The sequence below is a fragment of the Pseudomonas sp. GM50 genome, from assembly GCF_000282375.1.
Taxonomy (GTDB): Bacteria; Pseudomonadota; Gammaproteobacteria; order Pseudomonadales; family Pseudomonadaceae; genus Aquipseudomonas.
The window spans coordinates 185,488-200,087 of record NZ_AKJK01000040.1 but is presented as its reverse complement, the minus strand read 5'-3'; the positions used below and the strand labels follow the sequence as shown (position 1 = coordinate 200,087).

12 protein-coding genes and 3 tRNA genes are annotated in these 14,600 nt (G+C 60.7%); all 15 read right to left on the bottom strand.

Annotated elements, in window-relative coordinates; all coding sequences use genetic code 11:
* Window positions 1–55 precede the first annotated feature (55 nt).
* The 15 genes from PMI30_RS23065 to PMI30_RS23135 all read right to left on the bottom strand — a co-directional run bounded on the left by PMI30_RS23065 (window position 56) and on the right by PMI30_RS23135 (window position 14,550).
* A complete protein-coding gene (locus PMI30_RS23065; RefSeq protein WP_008007230.1) occupies window positions 56–1,000 on the bottom strand; it encodes a FecR domain-containing protein in 945 nt (314 codons plus the stop codon).
* Window positions 997–1,506: a sigma-70 family RNA polymerase sigma factor gene (locus tag PMI30_RS23070; RefSeq protein ID WP_008007228.1), complete on the bottom strand. Its 510-nt coding sequence runs from the start codon at window positions 1,504–1,506 to the stop codon at window positions 997–999. The genes PMI30_RS23065 and PMI30_RS23070 overlap by 4 nt, the downstream gene beginning before the upstream one ends.
* Before the next feature lie 259 nt (window positions 1,507–1,765).
* Window positions 1,766–1,842: transfer RNA gene (locus PMI30_RS23075), tRNA-Asp, on the bottom strand.
* Window positions 1,843–1,935: 93 nt separating this feature from the next.
* A tRNA-Asp gene (locus tag PMI30_RS23080) sits at window positions 1,936–2,012 on the bottom strand.
* A 55-nt stretch (window positions 2,013–2,067) separates the two neighbouring features.
* Window positions 2,068–2,143 (bottom strand) — tRNA-Val (locus PMI30_RS23085).
* A gap of 255 nt (window positions 2,144–2,398) precedes the next feature.
* Window positions 2,399–3,175 carry an SDR family oxidoreductase gene (locus PMI30_RS23090; RefSeq protein WP_008007225.1) on the bottom strand — a complete coding sequence of 259 codons (777 nt, stop codon included), beginning with the start codon at window positions 3,173–3,175 and terminating at the stop codon, window positions 2,399–2,401.
* The gene (locus PMI30_RS23095) at window positions 3,172–4,383 is read right to left on the bottom strand and encodes an O-succinylhomoserine sulfhydrylase (protein WP_008007223.1); all 1,212 of its coding nucleotides are present in this window, start codon (window positions 4,381–4,383) and stop codon (window positions 3,172–3,174) included. Before PMI30_RS23095 ends, PMI30_RS23090 begins: the two co-directional genes overlap by 4 nt.
* Window positions 4,384–4,531: 148 nt before the next feature.
* Entirely contained in the window at window positions 4,532–6,037 is a 1,506-nt protein-coding gene (gene purF, locus PMI30_RS23100) for an amidophosphoribosyltransferase (RefSeq protein ID WP_007905939.1), read from the bottom strand.
* Between the two features lie 41 nt (window positions 6,038–6,078).
* On the bottom strand, window positions 6,079–6,639 hold the full coding sequence (locus PMI30_RS23105) for a CvpA family protein (protein ID WP_008007221.1): 561 nt from the start codon (window positions 6,637–6,639) through the stop codon (window positions 6,079–6,081).
* 98 nt (window positions 6,640–6,737) lie between these two features.
* The gene (locus PMI30_RS23110; protein WP_008007219.1) at window positions 6,738–7,397 is read right to left on the bottom strand and encodes an SPOR domain-containing protein; all 660 of its coding nucleotides are present in this window, start codon (window positions 7,395–7,397) and stop codon (window positions 6,738–6,740) included.
* Window positions 7,381–8,688, bottom strand: coding sequence for a bifunctional tetrahydrofolate synthase/dihydrofolate synthase (gene folC, locus PMI30_RS23115; RefSeq protein ID WP_008007217.1), 1,308 nt, complete (start codon window positions 8,686–8,688; stop codon window positions 7,381–7,383). Before folC ends, PMI30_RS23110 begins: the two co-directional genes overlap by 17 nt.
* A complete protein-coding gene (accD, locus tag PMI30_RS23120) occupies window positions 8,685–9,605 on the bottom strand; it encodes an acetyl-CoA carboxylase, carboxyltransferase subunit beta (RefSeq protein WP_007905946.1) in 921 nt (306 codons plus the stop codon). The genes folC and accD overlap by 4 nt, the downstream gene beginning before the upstream one ends.
* Window positions 9,606–9,869: 264 nt before the next feature.
* Window positions 9,870–10,493 (bottom strand): phosphoribosylanthranilate isomerase, encoded by a 624-nt coding sequence (locus tag PMI30_RS23125; protein WP_008007215.1) that lies wholly within the window; start codon window positions 10,491–10,493, stop codon window positions 9,870–9,872.
* 63 nt (window positions 10,494–10,556) lie between these two features.
* On the bottom strand, window positions 10,557–11,381 hold the full coding sequence (gene truA / locus PMI30_RS23130; protein WP_032835007.1) for a tRNA pseudouridine(38-40) synthase TruA: 825 nt from the start codon (window positions 11,379–11,381) through the stop codon (window positions 10,557–10,559).
* 478 nt (window positions 11,382–11,859) lie between these two features.
* Window positions 11,860–14,550, bottom strand: a complete 2,691-nt coding sequence (locus PMI30_RS23135) for a FimV/HubP family polar landmark protein (protein ID WP_008007210.1) — start codon at window positions 14,548–14,550, stop codon at window positions 11,860–11,862.
* Window positions 14,551–14,600: the final 50 nt, after the last annotated feature.

The following is a 14,600-nucleotide window of genomic DNA, read 5'->3' as shown; positions in this document are numbered from 1 at the left end:
CTTGATTCGTTCACATGCCTTGAATGACAAGCGAGTCGAAAAAAGGGGACAGGCTTCACACACTATTTTTGCGCGGCAGCAACGTCACCCAATAACGGGTACGTGAATGCACCTCCAGCGGCAGGCTGGCCGCGAGCAATGCGAGGACGCGATCGGTGTCGTCCAGGCGGAAACTGCCGGTGACCCGCAACGCTTCAAGCTCCGGCTCCCAACGCAACACGCCCGGTCGATACGTCCTGAGTTCGCGCAGGAAATCTCCCAGCGGCTGGTTTTTCGCCATCAGCACGCCCTCTCGCCAACCCGGCGCAAGCACATCGAATGGGCTGATCGACCCGACGCCGACGGCTTGAAGACTGACTTGTTGACCACTGCGCAAAGCCAACACCGCCCCCTGCAAGGGCTGCAATTGCACGGCGCCGCTGTACACCGACACGCGGCAACCGCGCGCCTCCTGGCGAACACAGACTTCGCTTTGGCTGACCATGATCTGTCCAAACTTCGTTTGGATCGTCAGCGGCGATGCACTCGGGACCTTCAGCGACAGCTCGCCCTCAATCAGCTTCAAGCGACGGCTCTGCAAATCCACATCGACGGCACTGGCCGTATTGAGCTGCAAGGAACTGCCATCAGCGAGCTGCACCTTTTTGCGCTCTCCGGTGGCCGTATGCAGATCAGCTCGCCAGACATCCAGGGGCAATTGTCGGCTGATCAGCCAAGCGGCCGGCACCAACGCCACCGCACCCAATGCACGCTTGAGCACAACGCGCCGCCCCGGCTCGGGGCGATCCAGACTTTTGAGCGCCAACGCTGAAGGCAGACTGGCAAACCGCTGACGCAAGGCTTGAGCCTTCTGCCAAGCCTGCTCGTGACTGACGCAACTGTCGCGCCAACGCTGCAGATTCGCTCGATCCTGCTCACTGGCACTTCCAGATTCCAGCAAGGCGAGCCACTGCGCGGCAGCTCGCACCGCCTGACGGGCATCGGGCACCGGACTGTTCACAGTTCCACCAACAGACAATGCTCATAGGCTTGCGCCATGTAGCGTTTGATCGTGCGCTCCGATACCTGCAGGCGCTCGGCGATTTGCTGATAGTTCAAGCCTTCCAGCTGACTCCAGAGAAACGCCCTACGCACCGCCGCTGGCAGTCCATCGAGCAGTTCATCCAGGGCTTGCAGGGTTTCGAGCAACAACCAGCGCTGTTCGGGCGATGGCACACAGTCTTCCGGCAACGCCGCCAGTGCCGTCAGATAAGCCTGCTCGAGGCTTCGACGCTTATAGAAATTACTCAGCAGGCGCTTGCCCACCGTCAGCAGATAGGCACGGGGCTCTTGCAGATCGGCAATTCGTTGAGAGCTGGCGAGCAAACGCAGGAACGTATCCTGGCTCAGGTCCGCCGCATCACAGCCATTGCCCATGCGTCTTCTCAACCAGCCTTCCAGCCAGCCACGGTGATCGCGGTACAGGTCGTGGAAGGTTTGCTCCTTCGGCATCGCTGCATCACTCATCTCAAGAAGCCCTGTGCCAAGGAGTTATCGTAAATGAGAGTGATTCTAATTAATGTCGAAGCGGTGAACCAAGTCCTTTATGCAATTGGGGCGCAGAAAGGTTGGGCGGGAAGGACATGAGAGAGGAAAAGCCAAATCGCAGACACAAAAAACCCCGGTCTTTCGACCAGGGTCTTTGCTATCGACTCGAAACAGAAACTGGCTTTACCAGCGGCTTGCTTCGTAGCTCCAAGGCGTTCAGTGGGCCTTGAAGCAGATATGGCGCAGCGGACGGGACTCGAACCCGCGACCCCCGGCGTGACAGGCCGGTATTCTAACCGACTGAACTACCGCTGCGTATCGCTTTGGACTTTCGCCCAAGTAACTCGTCTGACTGGAAAGCTTCGAGGCTTTTCAATCTCGAGTCAGGTAAACCTGACTCGGAAAATATGGCGCAGCGGACGGGACTCGAACCCGCGACCCCCGGCGTGACAGGCCGGTATTCTAACCGACTGAACTACCGCTGCGCGTCGGTGGAGGCTTTTAAAAGCTTCCATCTTGCTTTCGCAAGACTCTCGGAAGTGGTGGGTGATGACGGGATCGAACCGCCGACATTCTGCTTGTAAGGCAGACGCTCTCCCAGCTGAGCTAATCACCCGTTTGCATCTCCGAGGCCGCGAAATTTACGCAGGTACCGAAGCTAAGTCAATACCCCGCTTGAAGTTTTTCGAAAAAAGACAAAATCGTGTCATTCCGAACGAGGTCGGCAACCGTCAGACCGCTTTCGCGAGCAGGCTCGCTCCCACAGGGGACCGCGTTTATTCAGACAACATGCTTTCTAATGTGGGAGCGAGCCTGCTCGCGATGATGGCGGCACATTCAACATCAATGCTGGAGACAGCGCCCCGCCCTATTACTCGCTGTAAATCATCTTCTTGGTCATGCCACCATCGACCACGAATTCCTGGCCCGTGACGAAACCGGCGTTCTTGGACAGCAACCACGCCACCATCGCCGCCACGTCCTCGACCGTCCCTACCCTGCCCGCCGGATGTTGCGCATGATCGGCGTCGGTCAACGGTTCGGCACGCCGCGCTGCCGGGTCTCGCGCGTCGATCCAGCCCGGGCTGACCGCATTGACGCGAATCTCCGGCCCTAGGCTGATGGCCAAGGCGTGCGTCAGGGCCAACAAACCGCCCTTGCTCGCCGCATAAGCCTCTGTGTCGGGTTCTGACTGCGCGGCACGGGTCGAGGCCAGATTGACGATCGCGCCGCTGTGAGCTCGCAGGTACGGCGCACAGTGCTTGGCCAACAGCATCGGCCCGCTGAGGTTCACCGCCAACACCCGGTTCCAGTAGGCCAGGTCGAGGCTTTCCAGGGTGATGTTGTGCGGGTCGGCCACCGCCGCATTGCACACCAGCGCATCCAGGCGCCCGAACTGTCCCAGCACCTCGGCCACGCCTAGTGCCACCTGCGCTTCATTCGCGACGTCCATGGCGATGAACCAGGCGTTTTCGCCAAGCACCTTCGCCACTTTCGAACCGCGCTCACGATCCAGATCGGTCAGCACCACCTGCCAGCCTTCGCTGATCAGCCAGGCCGCAATCCCCAGACCGATGCCGCGCGCAGCACCGGTGACCAGCGCGACGCGGCCATGGGTACCCGTGGTCGGCGTCGACAACTCGATCACAAGGCAGCCAACCCACGCGCCAGATCGGCCTGCAGGTCTGCCACATCTTCCAGGCCGACCGCTACGCGGATCAGGCTGTCACGAATCCCCGCCGCTTCACGCTCTTGCGGCGCGAGACGGCCGTGAGAGGTGGTGCTCGGGTGTGTGATAGTGGTTTTGCTGTCGCCCAGGTTGGCGGTGATGGAGATCAGGCGCGTCGCATCGATAAAGCGCCAGGCGCCCTCTTTGCCACCCTTGACCTCGAAACTCACGACCGCACCGAAACCCTTCTGCTGACGCTGGGCCAGTTCGTGTTGCGGATGGCTCTTGAGACCGGCGTAATGGACTTTCTCGATACCGTCCTGCTGCTCCAGCCATTCGGCCAGTTGCTGAGCATTGGCGCAGTGCGCCTTCATGCGCAGGCCCAGCGTTTCCAGACCCTTGAGGAAGATCCAGGCGTTGAACGGGCTCAGGGTCGGCCCGGCAGTACGCAGGAAACCGACGACTTCTTTCATTTGCTCGCTACGACCGGCCACAACGCCGCCCATGCAACGACCCTGGCCGTCGATGAACTTGGTCGCCGAGTGCACAACGATGTCCGCGCCCAGCTTCAACGGCTGCTGCAACGCCGGTGTGCAGAAGCAGTTGTCGACTACCAGCATCGTGCCCTTGGCGTGCGCGATTTCCGACAGAGCCTTGATGTCTACCAACTCGGCCAGCGGGTTGGAGGGCGACTCGACGAACAGTAACTTGGTGTTGGCCTTGATCGCCGCATCCCAGCCGGACAAGTCCGCCAGGGGCACGTAATCGACTTCGATGCCGAAGCGCTTGAAGTACTTCTCGAACAGGCTGATGGTCGAACCAAACACGCTGCGCGAGACCAGCACATGATCGCCGGCGCTGCACAGGCTCATTACCACAGCCATGATCGCGGCCATACCGGTGGCAGTAGCCACGGCTTGCTCGGCGCTTTCCAGCGCGGCAATACGCTCTTCAAACGCGCGCACGGTCGGGTTGGTGTAGCGCGAGTAAACGTTGCCCGGAACTTCGCCAGCAAAGCGCGCAGCCGCGTCGGCGGCGGTACGGAATACGTAGCTGGAAGTGAAGAACATCGGATCACCGTGCTCGCCTTCCGGCGTGCGGTGCTGACCGGCGCGTACGGCCAGGGTATCGAACGCTACGCCTTCGAGGTCGCTGTCCAGCCGACCGGCATCCCAATCCTGACTCATGCTGTCACTCCTTGCCTTGTTCGGTAGTAGATACAAAACCGGCCTTGAGGCAGGACACCATTGTAGGAGCGAGGCTTGCCCGCGAAGAGGCCCTTGGGAACGCCAAAAGCTTCGCGGGCAAGCCTCGCTCCTACAGGCCGGTTCTTACTCAGTTGTTGTACAGATCAATGATCGCGCTGACTGCCTGGGTCTTGACCTTGGAGGCATCGTTGCGCGCCTGCTCGATCTTGTTCAGGTAAGCCTCGTCGACGTCGCCGGTGACGTACTGGCCGTCGAACACCGCGCAATCGAATTTCTCGATCTTGATCTTGCCGCCACCGACCGCTTCGATCAAGTCAGGCAAGTCCTGATAGATCAACCAGTCTGCGCCGATCAGATCGGCAACGTCCTGGGTCGAACGGTTGTGGGCGATCAGCTCGTGAGCGCTCGGCATGTCGATGCCGTAGACGTTCGGGTAACGCACGGCCGGTGCCGCGGAGCAGAAATAGACGTTTTTGGCGCCGGCTTCGCGAGCCATCTGGATGATCTGCTTGCAGGTGGTGCCGCGAACGATCGAGTCGTCCACCAGCATCACGTTCTTGCCGCGGAATTCCAGCTCGATGGCGTTGAGCTTCTGGCGTACGGATTTTTTCCGTGCAGCCTGACCCGGCATGATGAAGGTCCGGCCGATATAGCGGTTCTTCACGAAACCTTCGCGGAACTTGACGCCCAAGTGGTTCGCCAACTCCAGGGCCGCGGTGCGGCTGGTATCCGGAATCGGGATAACCACGTCGATGTCGTGATCCGGACGCTCGCGCAGGATCTTCTCGGCAAGCTTCTCGCCCATGCGCAGGCGGGCCTTGTAGACCGAGACGCCGTCGATGATCGAGTCCGGACGCGCCAGGTAGACGTGTTCGAAGATGCACGGGGTCAGGGACGGGTTGGTCGCACACTGACGGGTATGCAGCTTGCCGTCTTCAGTGATGTAGACCGCTTCGCCCGGTGCCAGGTCGCGAATCAGGGTGAAACCGAGTACGTCCAGAGAAACGCTTTCGGAGGCGATCATGTACTCGACGCCTTCGTCGGTGTGACGCTGACCGAAAACGATCGGGCGGATGCCGTGCGGATCGCGGAAACCGACGATGCCGTAACCGGTCACCATCGCCACGACCGCGTAACCGCCGACGCAACGGTTGTGCACGTCGGTGACGGCAGCGAACACGTCTTCTTCGGTCGGCTGCAACTTGCCACGCTGGGCCAGCTCGTGTGCGAACACGTTCAGCAGCACTTCCGAATCGGAGTTGGTGTTGACGTGGCGCAGGTCAGATTCGTAAATCTCCTTGGCCAGTTGTTCAACGTTGGTCAGGTTACCGTTATGCGCCAGAGTGATGCCGTACGGCGAGTTGACGTAAAACGGTTGAGCTTCGGCCGAGGTCGAGCTGCCCGCGGTCGGGTAACGCACATGGCCAATGCCCATGTGCCCGACCAGGCGCTGCATGTGACGCTGATGGAACACGTCACGTACCAGGCCATTATCCTTGCGCAGGAATAACCGGCCATCATGGCTGGTCACGATACCGGCAGCGTCCTGGCCGCGGTGCTGGAGGACGGTTAGCGCGTCATACAGCGCCTGATTGACGTTCGACTTACCGACGATACCGACGATGCCACACATGCGACGCAACCCCTACTTAATGGATCTGAACTGAACACAACTCACTGAGGCGTTTTGGCCGTCGGCAAGAGGTGCTCCTTGAACGGTATATCAGCGGGTACGCTGATTCCGCTGGCAAGCCACTGACTGCTCCACCCAAGAATCAGGTTTTTGGACCAGTCTGCGACCAATAGAAATTTTGGCACGAGCTGTGATTCTTTCCACCACCCGTCCTGCTGTACCGGCCCCAGGCTCAACAGCCCGACCGCCACGACCACCAGCAACACGCCACGCGCGGCGCCGAAGGCCATGCCGAGGAATCGATCGGTCCCGGATAGCCCGGTGACGCGAACCAACTCGCCGATAAGATAATTGATCATTGCGCCCACGATTAAAGTGGCGACAAACATGATGGCACAGCCCGCGATCACGCGAGCCGACGGCGTTTCGATGTATCCGCCGAGGTACTCGGACAATGAGCCACCGAACATCCAGGCAACGGCTCCTGCGATGATCCACGTCAGCAGCGAGAGTGCTTCCTTGACGAAGCCGCGGCTAAGACTGATCAAAGCGGAGATGGCGACGATTGCAACGATCGCCCAGTCAACCCAGGTAAATGGCACAGTGCAGCCTACAGACAGATAAGGCGGCGCATTTTAGCAGAGCCCATGGCTATCGGTAAGCTGAGATTGTCAGTGCTTTTAAAATCGGGGCGATAGCTTTAACCGCGCTCAGGCTGGAAACGCACCACAAAACCTTTGAGATTCTGCTGGCGACTCAACAAGTCACGCAAACGATCGGCTTCCGCACGCTCGATCAGCGGCCCGACGAATACCCGATTCTTGCCATCGGCGGAGCGGATATAGGCGTTATAGCCTTGGCTGCGAAGGGTTTTCTGCAGGCTTTCAGCACTCTCACGGCTCGACAGGCTGGCCAGTTGCACGGACCAGCTGACAGACAGGCCATTGGCATCGACGCGGCTTGGGGTGGCAGCCGGCTTGGTCGGTGCAGCAGCGATTGGCTGGGCAGGTGCTGGCGCAGGCTTGGCGACGGGTGCCGGAGGCGGTGCGACCGGCTTGGCGGGCGGCGCTGGCGCTACGGGCGCACTTGGCGCAATCGGCGTCGAAGGCGCTTGCTGCGCGGCAATTTCCTCATCGCTTGGCACAGGCTCCTGCGGCAACGCCTGCGGTTCAGGCACCACCACCGGCTCGATCTGCACTTGCGGCACAGCCGGTGCTTGCGGTGCAGCCGGTGCGTCAACACTCACCTGGCGCTGTTCGTCCTGACGGGAAAACAGCATTGGCAGGAAAATCACCGCCAACGCCACCAACACCAGGGCACCGACCATGCGTTGCTTGTACGCCTTATCCAGCAAAGCCATTTGCCGCTTCCTCCGTGGAGCGCCGGGCCAGCCATTCAAGGGCCTCGGCGACACAATAAAATGATCCGAACAACAGAATTTCATCGTCGCTCGTCGCCTGCGCGCACTGCCCTTCCAGGGCGGCGGCCACGCTGTCATAGGACGTTACCGAGGCACCAAGGTTCTGCAACGCCGCGTGCAACTGCTCGACGGGCCGCGCCCTCGGTGAATCCAGCGGGGCGACTGCCCAATGCTGGACACTAGCATTCAATTCACCGACAACACCATCCAGATCCTTGTCCGCCAACAACCCGAACACCGCCAGACGCTTGCCTGCCGGCGGCCGACTGGCCAGACGACGGGCCAGGTATTCTGCCGCATGAGGATTGTGCCCCACGTCCAGCAACACATTCAGACGCTTGCCCTGCCAGTCGAACTGACGGCGATCGAGACGACCGACCACGCGTGTCGCTTTCAGGGCTTCAATAATCTGTGCATCCACCCAAGGCAAACCGAGCAGCAGGTAAGCTTGCAATGCCAGTGCGGCGTTCTCCATCGGCAGATCGAGCAATGGCAGATCATGCAACTCGACTGCACGCCCTTGAGCATCAATGCCGCGCCATTGCCAGTTGTGATCGGTGATACCCAGGTCAAAATCGCGCCCACGCAGGAAAAACGGGCAATTGAGCTCGCGCGCTTTATCCAGCAGAGGTTGAGGGGGATTCAGATCGCCACAGAGCGCAGGCGCGCCCTGGCGGAAAATACCGGCTTTTTCGTAAGCCACGGACTCACGGGTATCCCCCAGATAATCCGCGTGATCGACGCCGATGCTGGTGACCAGCGCCATGTCCGCGTCGACCACGTTGACCGTGTCCAGACGACCACCCAGGCCGACTTCCAGCACCACCGCATCAAGCCCTGCCTGTTGAAACAGCCAGAACGCCGCCAGGGTGCCCATCTCGAAGTACGTCAGGGAAGTGTCGCCACGACCGGCCTCGACCGCTGCGAAGGCTTCGCACAGCTGGGCGTCAGTGGCTTCGACGCCATTGACCTGCACCCGCTCGTTGTAACGCAGCAGGTGCGGAGAATTGTAGACACCCACGTTCAGGCACTGCGCCCGCAGCAACGAAGCCACGAACGCGCAGGTAGAACCCTTGCCGTTGGTGCCGGTGACCGTGATCACCCGAGGCGCCGGCTTGCCCAGTCCCATGCGGGACGCTACCTGCTGCGAACGCTCCAGCCCCATGTCGATGGCCGAAGGATGCAACTGTTCAAGGTAGGCGAGCCACTCGCCAAGGGTGCGTTGGGTCATATGTTGGCAGGCACCGGCGGAACCACGATCGGCTCGATCGGCGCGGCGACGAATTTTGGTGTCGGCAGACCCATCATTTGTGCCAGCAGGTTACCCAGACGCGGACGCAGTTCCTGACGGTGAATGATCATGTCGATCGCACCGTGTTCCAGCAGGAACTCACTGCGCTGGAAGCCTTCCGGCAGTTTTTCGCGAACGGTTTGTTCGATAACGCGCGGACCGGCGAACCCGATCAGGGCTTTCGGCTCACCGACGATTACGTCGCCGAGCATCGCCAGACTGGCGGAAACGCCGCCGTAGACCGGGTCGGTCAGTACCGAGATGAACGGAATGCCTTCTTCACGCAGACGCGCCAGCACCGCGGAGGTCTTGGCCATTTGCATCAGGGAGATCAGCGCTTCCTGCATCCGCGCACCACCGGAAGCGGCGAAGCAGATCATCGGGCAACGGTTTTCCAGGGCGTAATTGGCGGCGCGCACGAAGCGCTCACCGACGATGGCGCCCATCGAACCACCCATGAAGGAGAATTCGAAGGCCGATACCACGACCGGCATGCCCAGCAAGGTGCCGCTCATGGAGATCAGTGCATCTTTTTCGCCGGTCTGCTTTTGCGCAGCGGTGAGGCGATCCTTGTACTTCTTGCCGTCGCGGAATTTCAGACGGTCAACCGGCTCCAGGTCCGCGCCCAGTTCGGCACGGCCGTCAGCGTCGAGGAAGATGTCGATGCGCGCGCGAGCGCCGATACGCATGTGGTGGTTGCACTTGGGGCAAACGTCCAGGGTCTTTTCCAGCTCCGGACGATACAGCACCGCCTCGCAAGACGGGCATTTGTGCCACAGACCTTCAGGCACCGAGCTCTTCTTGACCTCGGAACGCATGATCGAAGGGATCAGTTTGTCTACTAACCAGTTGCTCATGCTTTCTTTCTCCAGTACCGGCGGCCCGAACGCTCTGGTTCGCAGCCCCGCGTATGCCCTTGAGCTAAATTCATATGTGTGGCGATGATTGATCGGGTGGCCGGGTCAGCGAGACGTGACCTGCGTACAACCCATCAATCCTCAGCCGTGCCTGCTGTGTGCAGGTGCACCTCTTTTGTACAGAGCAGTGGACGGCGGCAGTCTGCCAGCCGTCACATCAACATCCGGATCAAAAGATCGCAGCCTCGTTTCACTCGACAGCTCCTACAGGCTCCTGCGTACAGCTTTGATGAATGCCTGAATCTTTGCGTGATCCTTGATGCCCTTGCTCGCCTCTACTCCACCGCTGACGTCCACCGCGTAAGGCCGAACCCGGGCAATCGCCTCGGCGACGTTGTCCGGTGTCAAACCGCCAGCCAGGATGATCGGCTTGCTCAGGCCTTGCGGTATCAGAGACCAGTCGAACGCTTCACCGGTTCCGCCGGGAACGCCTTCGACGTAAGTGTCGAGCAGGATCCCGCTGGCACTGGCGTAGGCATCGCAAGCTGCGGCGATGTCATCACCGGCCTTGACCCGCAACGCCTTGATGTATGGCCGATGCCAGCCTTCGCAGTCGGCCGCGGTTTCGTCGCCATGGAACTGCAACAGGTCCAGCGGCACGGCGTCGAGGATTTCCCCCAACTCGCAGCGACTGGCATTGACGAACAAACCCACGGTGGTCACGAACGGCGGCAAGGCCTTGATGATTGCCCTCGCCTGCTGAAACGTCACGGCCCGCGGGCTTTTGGCGTAGAACACAAATCCGATGGCATCAGCCCCGGCCTCAACCGCCGCCAACGCATCCTCTATGCGGGTAATCCCACAAATTTTGCTGCGAACGGCTGACATGTCGATAGAACCTCAGGACAAATCCGGGAAAGTCCCGGATGGTAACAAAAGCGTTCGAGGGCGTCAGCCGTCAAGTTCCGAGAAACCGGTGAGGAAGTGTGGGCCGATGTAACGCTCGGGGAGTTCGAACTCGTCGCGGTACTCGACCTGAACCAGGTACAGGCCAAACGGATGGGCCGTCACCCCGCCGGAACGACGGATACGACTTTCCAGGACTTCCTTCATCCATTCCACGGGACGCTCGCCGGCGCCGATGGTCATCAGAACCCCGGCGATGTTGCGCACCATGTGATGCAGGAACGCGCTGGCGCGGATATCCAGCACGATCATTTTGCCATGGCGCGTGACGCGCAGGTGATGCAGCTCCTTGATCGGCGACTTGGCCTGGCACTGACCGGCGCGAAATGCACTGAAGTCGTGGGTGCCGACCAGATACTGGGCAGCCTCGGCCATGCGCTCGACGTCCAGCGGGCGGTGGTTCCAGGTAATTTCATCGTTCAGGTGCGCCGGACGGATCTGATCGTTGTAGATCACATAGCGATAGCGCCGGGCGATGGCCTTGAACCGCGCATGAAAATGCGCCGGCATGACTTTGGCCCAACTGACGCTGACGTCATGGGGCAAGTTGATATTGGCGCCCATGACCCAGGCCTTCATTGAACGCTCGACCTGGGTATCGAAATGCACCACCTGACCGCAGGCATGCACACCGGCATCAGTGCGCCCGGCGCAGAGCAGCGACACGGGTGAGTCGGCGACTTTGGACAAGGCCTTTTCGAGGGTTTCCTGCACCGTGAGCACACCGGAGGCCTGACGCTGCCAGCCGCGATAACGCGAACCTTTGTATTCAACGCCCAACGCGATCCGGAAAAAGCCGTCGGCTGCCATTTCGGCGGCCGGATTATCTATATTTGCCAAGGGGTGACAGCCTGCTGATCTGCGCAAAGGCAGGCATTATAAGGCCGCCGGACCGGGATGCCAGAGCCGCGTGATCTTCGCGCCCTGCCCGACCGGCGCAATGTCGGCCTTGATGTTGAACGGGATGCCCTCATCGCGAGCAGGCTCGCTCCCACAGGGGAATGGGTGGCAGACACAAACGATGCGGACATCCCCGATCAAATGTGGGAGCAAGCCTGCTCGCGATGGCGGTATAACTGCCGACAGTTGGGTTGAATGTGTCGGCCTCTTCGCGGGCAAGCCTCGCTCCTACAGAGGAATGGGTGCCAGGCGCAAATAACGCGAATAACCCCGATCAATGTAGGAGCGAGGCTTGCCCGCGAAGGCGATCCAACAGACGCCATCGCATCACCGCCCAAACAAAAACGGCAGCCTCGATGGGCTGCCGTTTTGTTTACGCACCGATGACTCACGCCAGACGCGAGAGCATTTCCTTGGCTTCGCTCTTCTGCCCCGCATCACCCTCGGTTACCACCTCATTGAGGATGTCCCGAGCGCCGTCGTTGTCGCCCATGTCGATATAGGCCTGGGCCAGGTCGAGTTTGGTGGCGACTTCGTCGGTGCCGGAGAGGAAATCGAAGTCCGGCTCATCAGCCGCGGTAGCCAACGCGTCTTCGGCGGTGAAGCTAGGCTCACCTAAACTCTGGGACAGACGATCCAGCTCGGCGTTGACGTCGTTGAGTTCGCTTTCGAAGGCGTCAGGCTGATCGCTTTCGAAAGCGCCAAGCTGATCCGGGGCGGCGTCCATTTCATCGGCCAGTGACAGGTCGAAATCCGCAGGTAACTCCAGGTCGTCGAGCACCGCCTCGGTCACGGTTGGCGCTTCGGTGGCAGGCAAGTCCTTGAGATCCTCATCCAGACTCAGCAGGAAGTCATCTTCGGCCAGGGTTGCCGGCGAGGCGTCGCCGCCCAGATCCATGTCCAGGTCGAAGTCCGACAGATCGTCGAGGTTTTCCTTGATTTCAGTCTGCTGCTGCAACACCGACTCAAAGCTCAGATCGTCGTCCAGCGGGAATTCATCCAGCTCAGCCAGAGCTTCTGGTGCTGGTGTTGACTCTGGTGCTGGTGTTGACTCTGGTGCTGGCTCTGGCTCCGCAGCGACAACTGGCGCGATCGGAGTAACCGCCTCCAGATCGTCCAGGCTCAGATCGAAGGCGCTATCAAAGTCGGACAATGCCGGCTCCGGGGCTTGCGGCTCGTCCAGCAGCAGGTCCTTGACGTATTGCGCGTCCAGCTCTGCGGCGATGGCGGCGGCAGCCAGACCGCTGGCCGCCACAACAGCCATGGCCGGGAAGCGGCTTTTCAATTCTTCAACCCGGGCGAAGTTATCGCCGTTGGCCACCAGTTGACGCTCCTGGGCGACGAACGCATCGCGGTCGCCCTGCTGACCGTACACTTCCATCAGCTTCAAGCGCAGGTCACTGCGTTGCGGCTCTTGTTTGATCGCATCTTCCAACAATGCGGCGGCCTGATTCAGACGACCGCCTGCAATGTGCGACTGTGCCTGAGCCAGTACGTCGTCGGAACGATCGGAACGCTCGGCGGCAGGCGACACCAGTGGCGCAGCGATCGGCGGCGTTACCACAACTGGAGTAATCACCGGGGCCGGTGCTGGCGCAGGCGTTGGTGCGGTTGCAAGCTTCACGCTCGGCGGCGGAACCTCCAGACCTTCGAAGCTGCTTTCCGGCAGGTCCTGGTCGGCGGAAAACTCTTGCTCCTCCGCCAAGGCACGAGCCATGCGCAGATGCTTCTCGGCCTCTTGCTGGGCTTTGCGGCGACGGGCCAGCAACAGCAGCAAGAGCAGCAGAACCACCGCACCGCCACCCACCAGACCCAGCAGGATCGGGTTGGTCAGCAGCTCGTTGAACTTCTGATCGTCGGATGTCGCAGGCGCTGGCTCGACGGCTGGCGCTGGAACGGCTTCCGGTGCGGCAGCCTCTGGCGCAGGGGCCGGGACCGCGTCCGCAGGCGTTGCCGCAGGACCGGCTGTCAGCTCAGCCGACATCGCCGGAGCGGTCGTAGCCGCCGTCGGTGCGTCCGCGCCGCCTTCAGCCTGCAACTTGGCCAATTGGTTGTTCTTCAGTTCGATCAGGCGTTGCAGCTTGTCCAGCTGGCTTTGCAGATCGCTCATGCGGCTTTTCAGTTCAGCGTTGTCACGACGAGTAGTGTCGAGGCTTTCCTGGGTGACGGCCAGTTTGTTGCTCAACGCTTTCGCATCACCAGCGGCACCTTTGCCACCCTTGCCGGTATCGGCAGAGACCAGGCTCAGTTTGTCTGTGGCGGCTTGCGACGAAGCACCTTCACCGCGAGCGCGTTTGGTGGCGTCGAGTTGCTGCTGACCGGTTCCCGGTTTCGCCACGTAGCGACGACCCTGACGCCAAGCGGTGTTCTGCGCGGCGACTTCAGCGATGGCCTTGGGTTGTGGCAGGTTGGTGCTCTGCACCTGATCAGGCAGGCGCAGCACATGACCGGTTTTCAGTCGATTGATGTTGCCGTCGATGAACGCATCCGGATTCAGCGCCTGGATGGCCAGCATGGTCTGCTGAATCGAACCGCCATTACGCGCCTTCGCGGCGATTTCCCACAGGGTATCGCGCGGCGTGGTGGTGTATTGCGACGATTTGGTCGCGCCAGTGACCGGTGCGGTCACTGTTTGGGCTGGCGCCGGTTGTGCGGCAGCATCGGCGGTCTGCGGCGAAAACTTGGATGGATCGAGCAGCACGCTGTAATCGCGCAGCAAACGACCGTTGGGCCACATCACCTGAACCAGGAATTTCACCATCGGTTCGGACAGCGGTTTGCTGGACGTGACGCGCAAGATGCTTTTGCCGCTGGCGTTAAGCACTGGGGTGAAGGTCAGGTCATTGAGAAACGCCTGACGATCGACACCGGCCTTGGCGAAATCGTCGGGCGAGGCCAAGCTCGGCACCACTTCGGCAGCCGTAAGGTCCTTGACGTCGAGCAACTCGATTTCTGCTACCAGAGGCTGGTTCAGCGTCGATTTCAGGGTCAATTCCCCGAGCCCGAGGGCATGCGCCATACCGGAGGACAGCGCCGAGGCGGCCGCTATTGCTAACACCAGTTTGCGAACTTGAACCATAACCTCTTCCTTTGTTTGAACATTCCTCGGCCAGCGAGAAGGTGTTGATT

What these genes read in the sequence shown, in the direction of transcription:
- PMI30_RS23125 (WP_008007215.1), bottom strand. Translation starts at nt 10,493, where the DNA reads ATGTCAGCCGTTCGCAGCAAAATTTGTGGGATTACCCGCATAGAGGAT.
- PMI30_RS23135 (WP_008007210.1), bottom strand. Translation starts at nt 14,550, where the DNA reads ATGGTTCAAGTTCGCAAACTGGTGTTAGCAATAGCGGCCGCCTCGGCG.
- PMI30_RS23095 (WP_008007223.1), bottom strand. Translation starts at nt 4,383, where the DNA reads ATGAGTCAGGATTGGGATGCCGGTCGGCTGGACAGCGACCTCGAAGGC.
- purF (WP_007905939.1), bottom strand. Translation starts at nt 6,037, where the DNA reads ATGTGTGGCATCGTCGGTATCGTCGGTAAGTCGAACGTCAATCAGGCG.
- truA (WP_032835007.1), bottom strand. Translation starts at nt 11,381, where the DNA reads ATGGCAGCCGACGGCTTTTTCCGGATCGCGTTGGGCGTTGAATACAAA.
- PMI30_RS23110 (WP_008007219.1), bottom strand. Translation starts at nt 7,397, where the DNA reads ATGGCTTTGCTGGATAAGGCGTACAAGCAACGCATGGTCGGTGCCCTG.
- accD (WP_007905946.1), bottom strand. Translation starts at nt 9,605, where the DNA reads ATGAGCAACTGGTTAGTAGACAAACTGATCCCTTCGATCATGCGTTCC.
- PMI30_RS23070 (WP_008007228.1), bottom strand. Translation starts at nt 1,506, where the DNA reads ATGAGTGATGCAGCGATGCCGAAGGAGCAAACCTTCCACGACCTGTAC.
- folC (WP_008007217.1), bottom strand. Translation starts at nt 8,688, where the DNA reads ATGACCCAACGCACCCTTGGCGAGTGGCTCGCCTACCTTGAACAGTTG.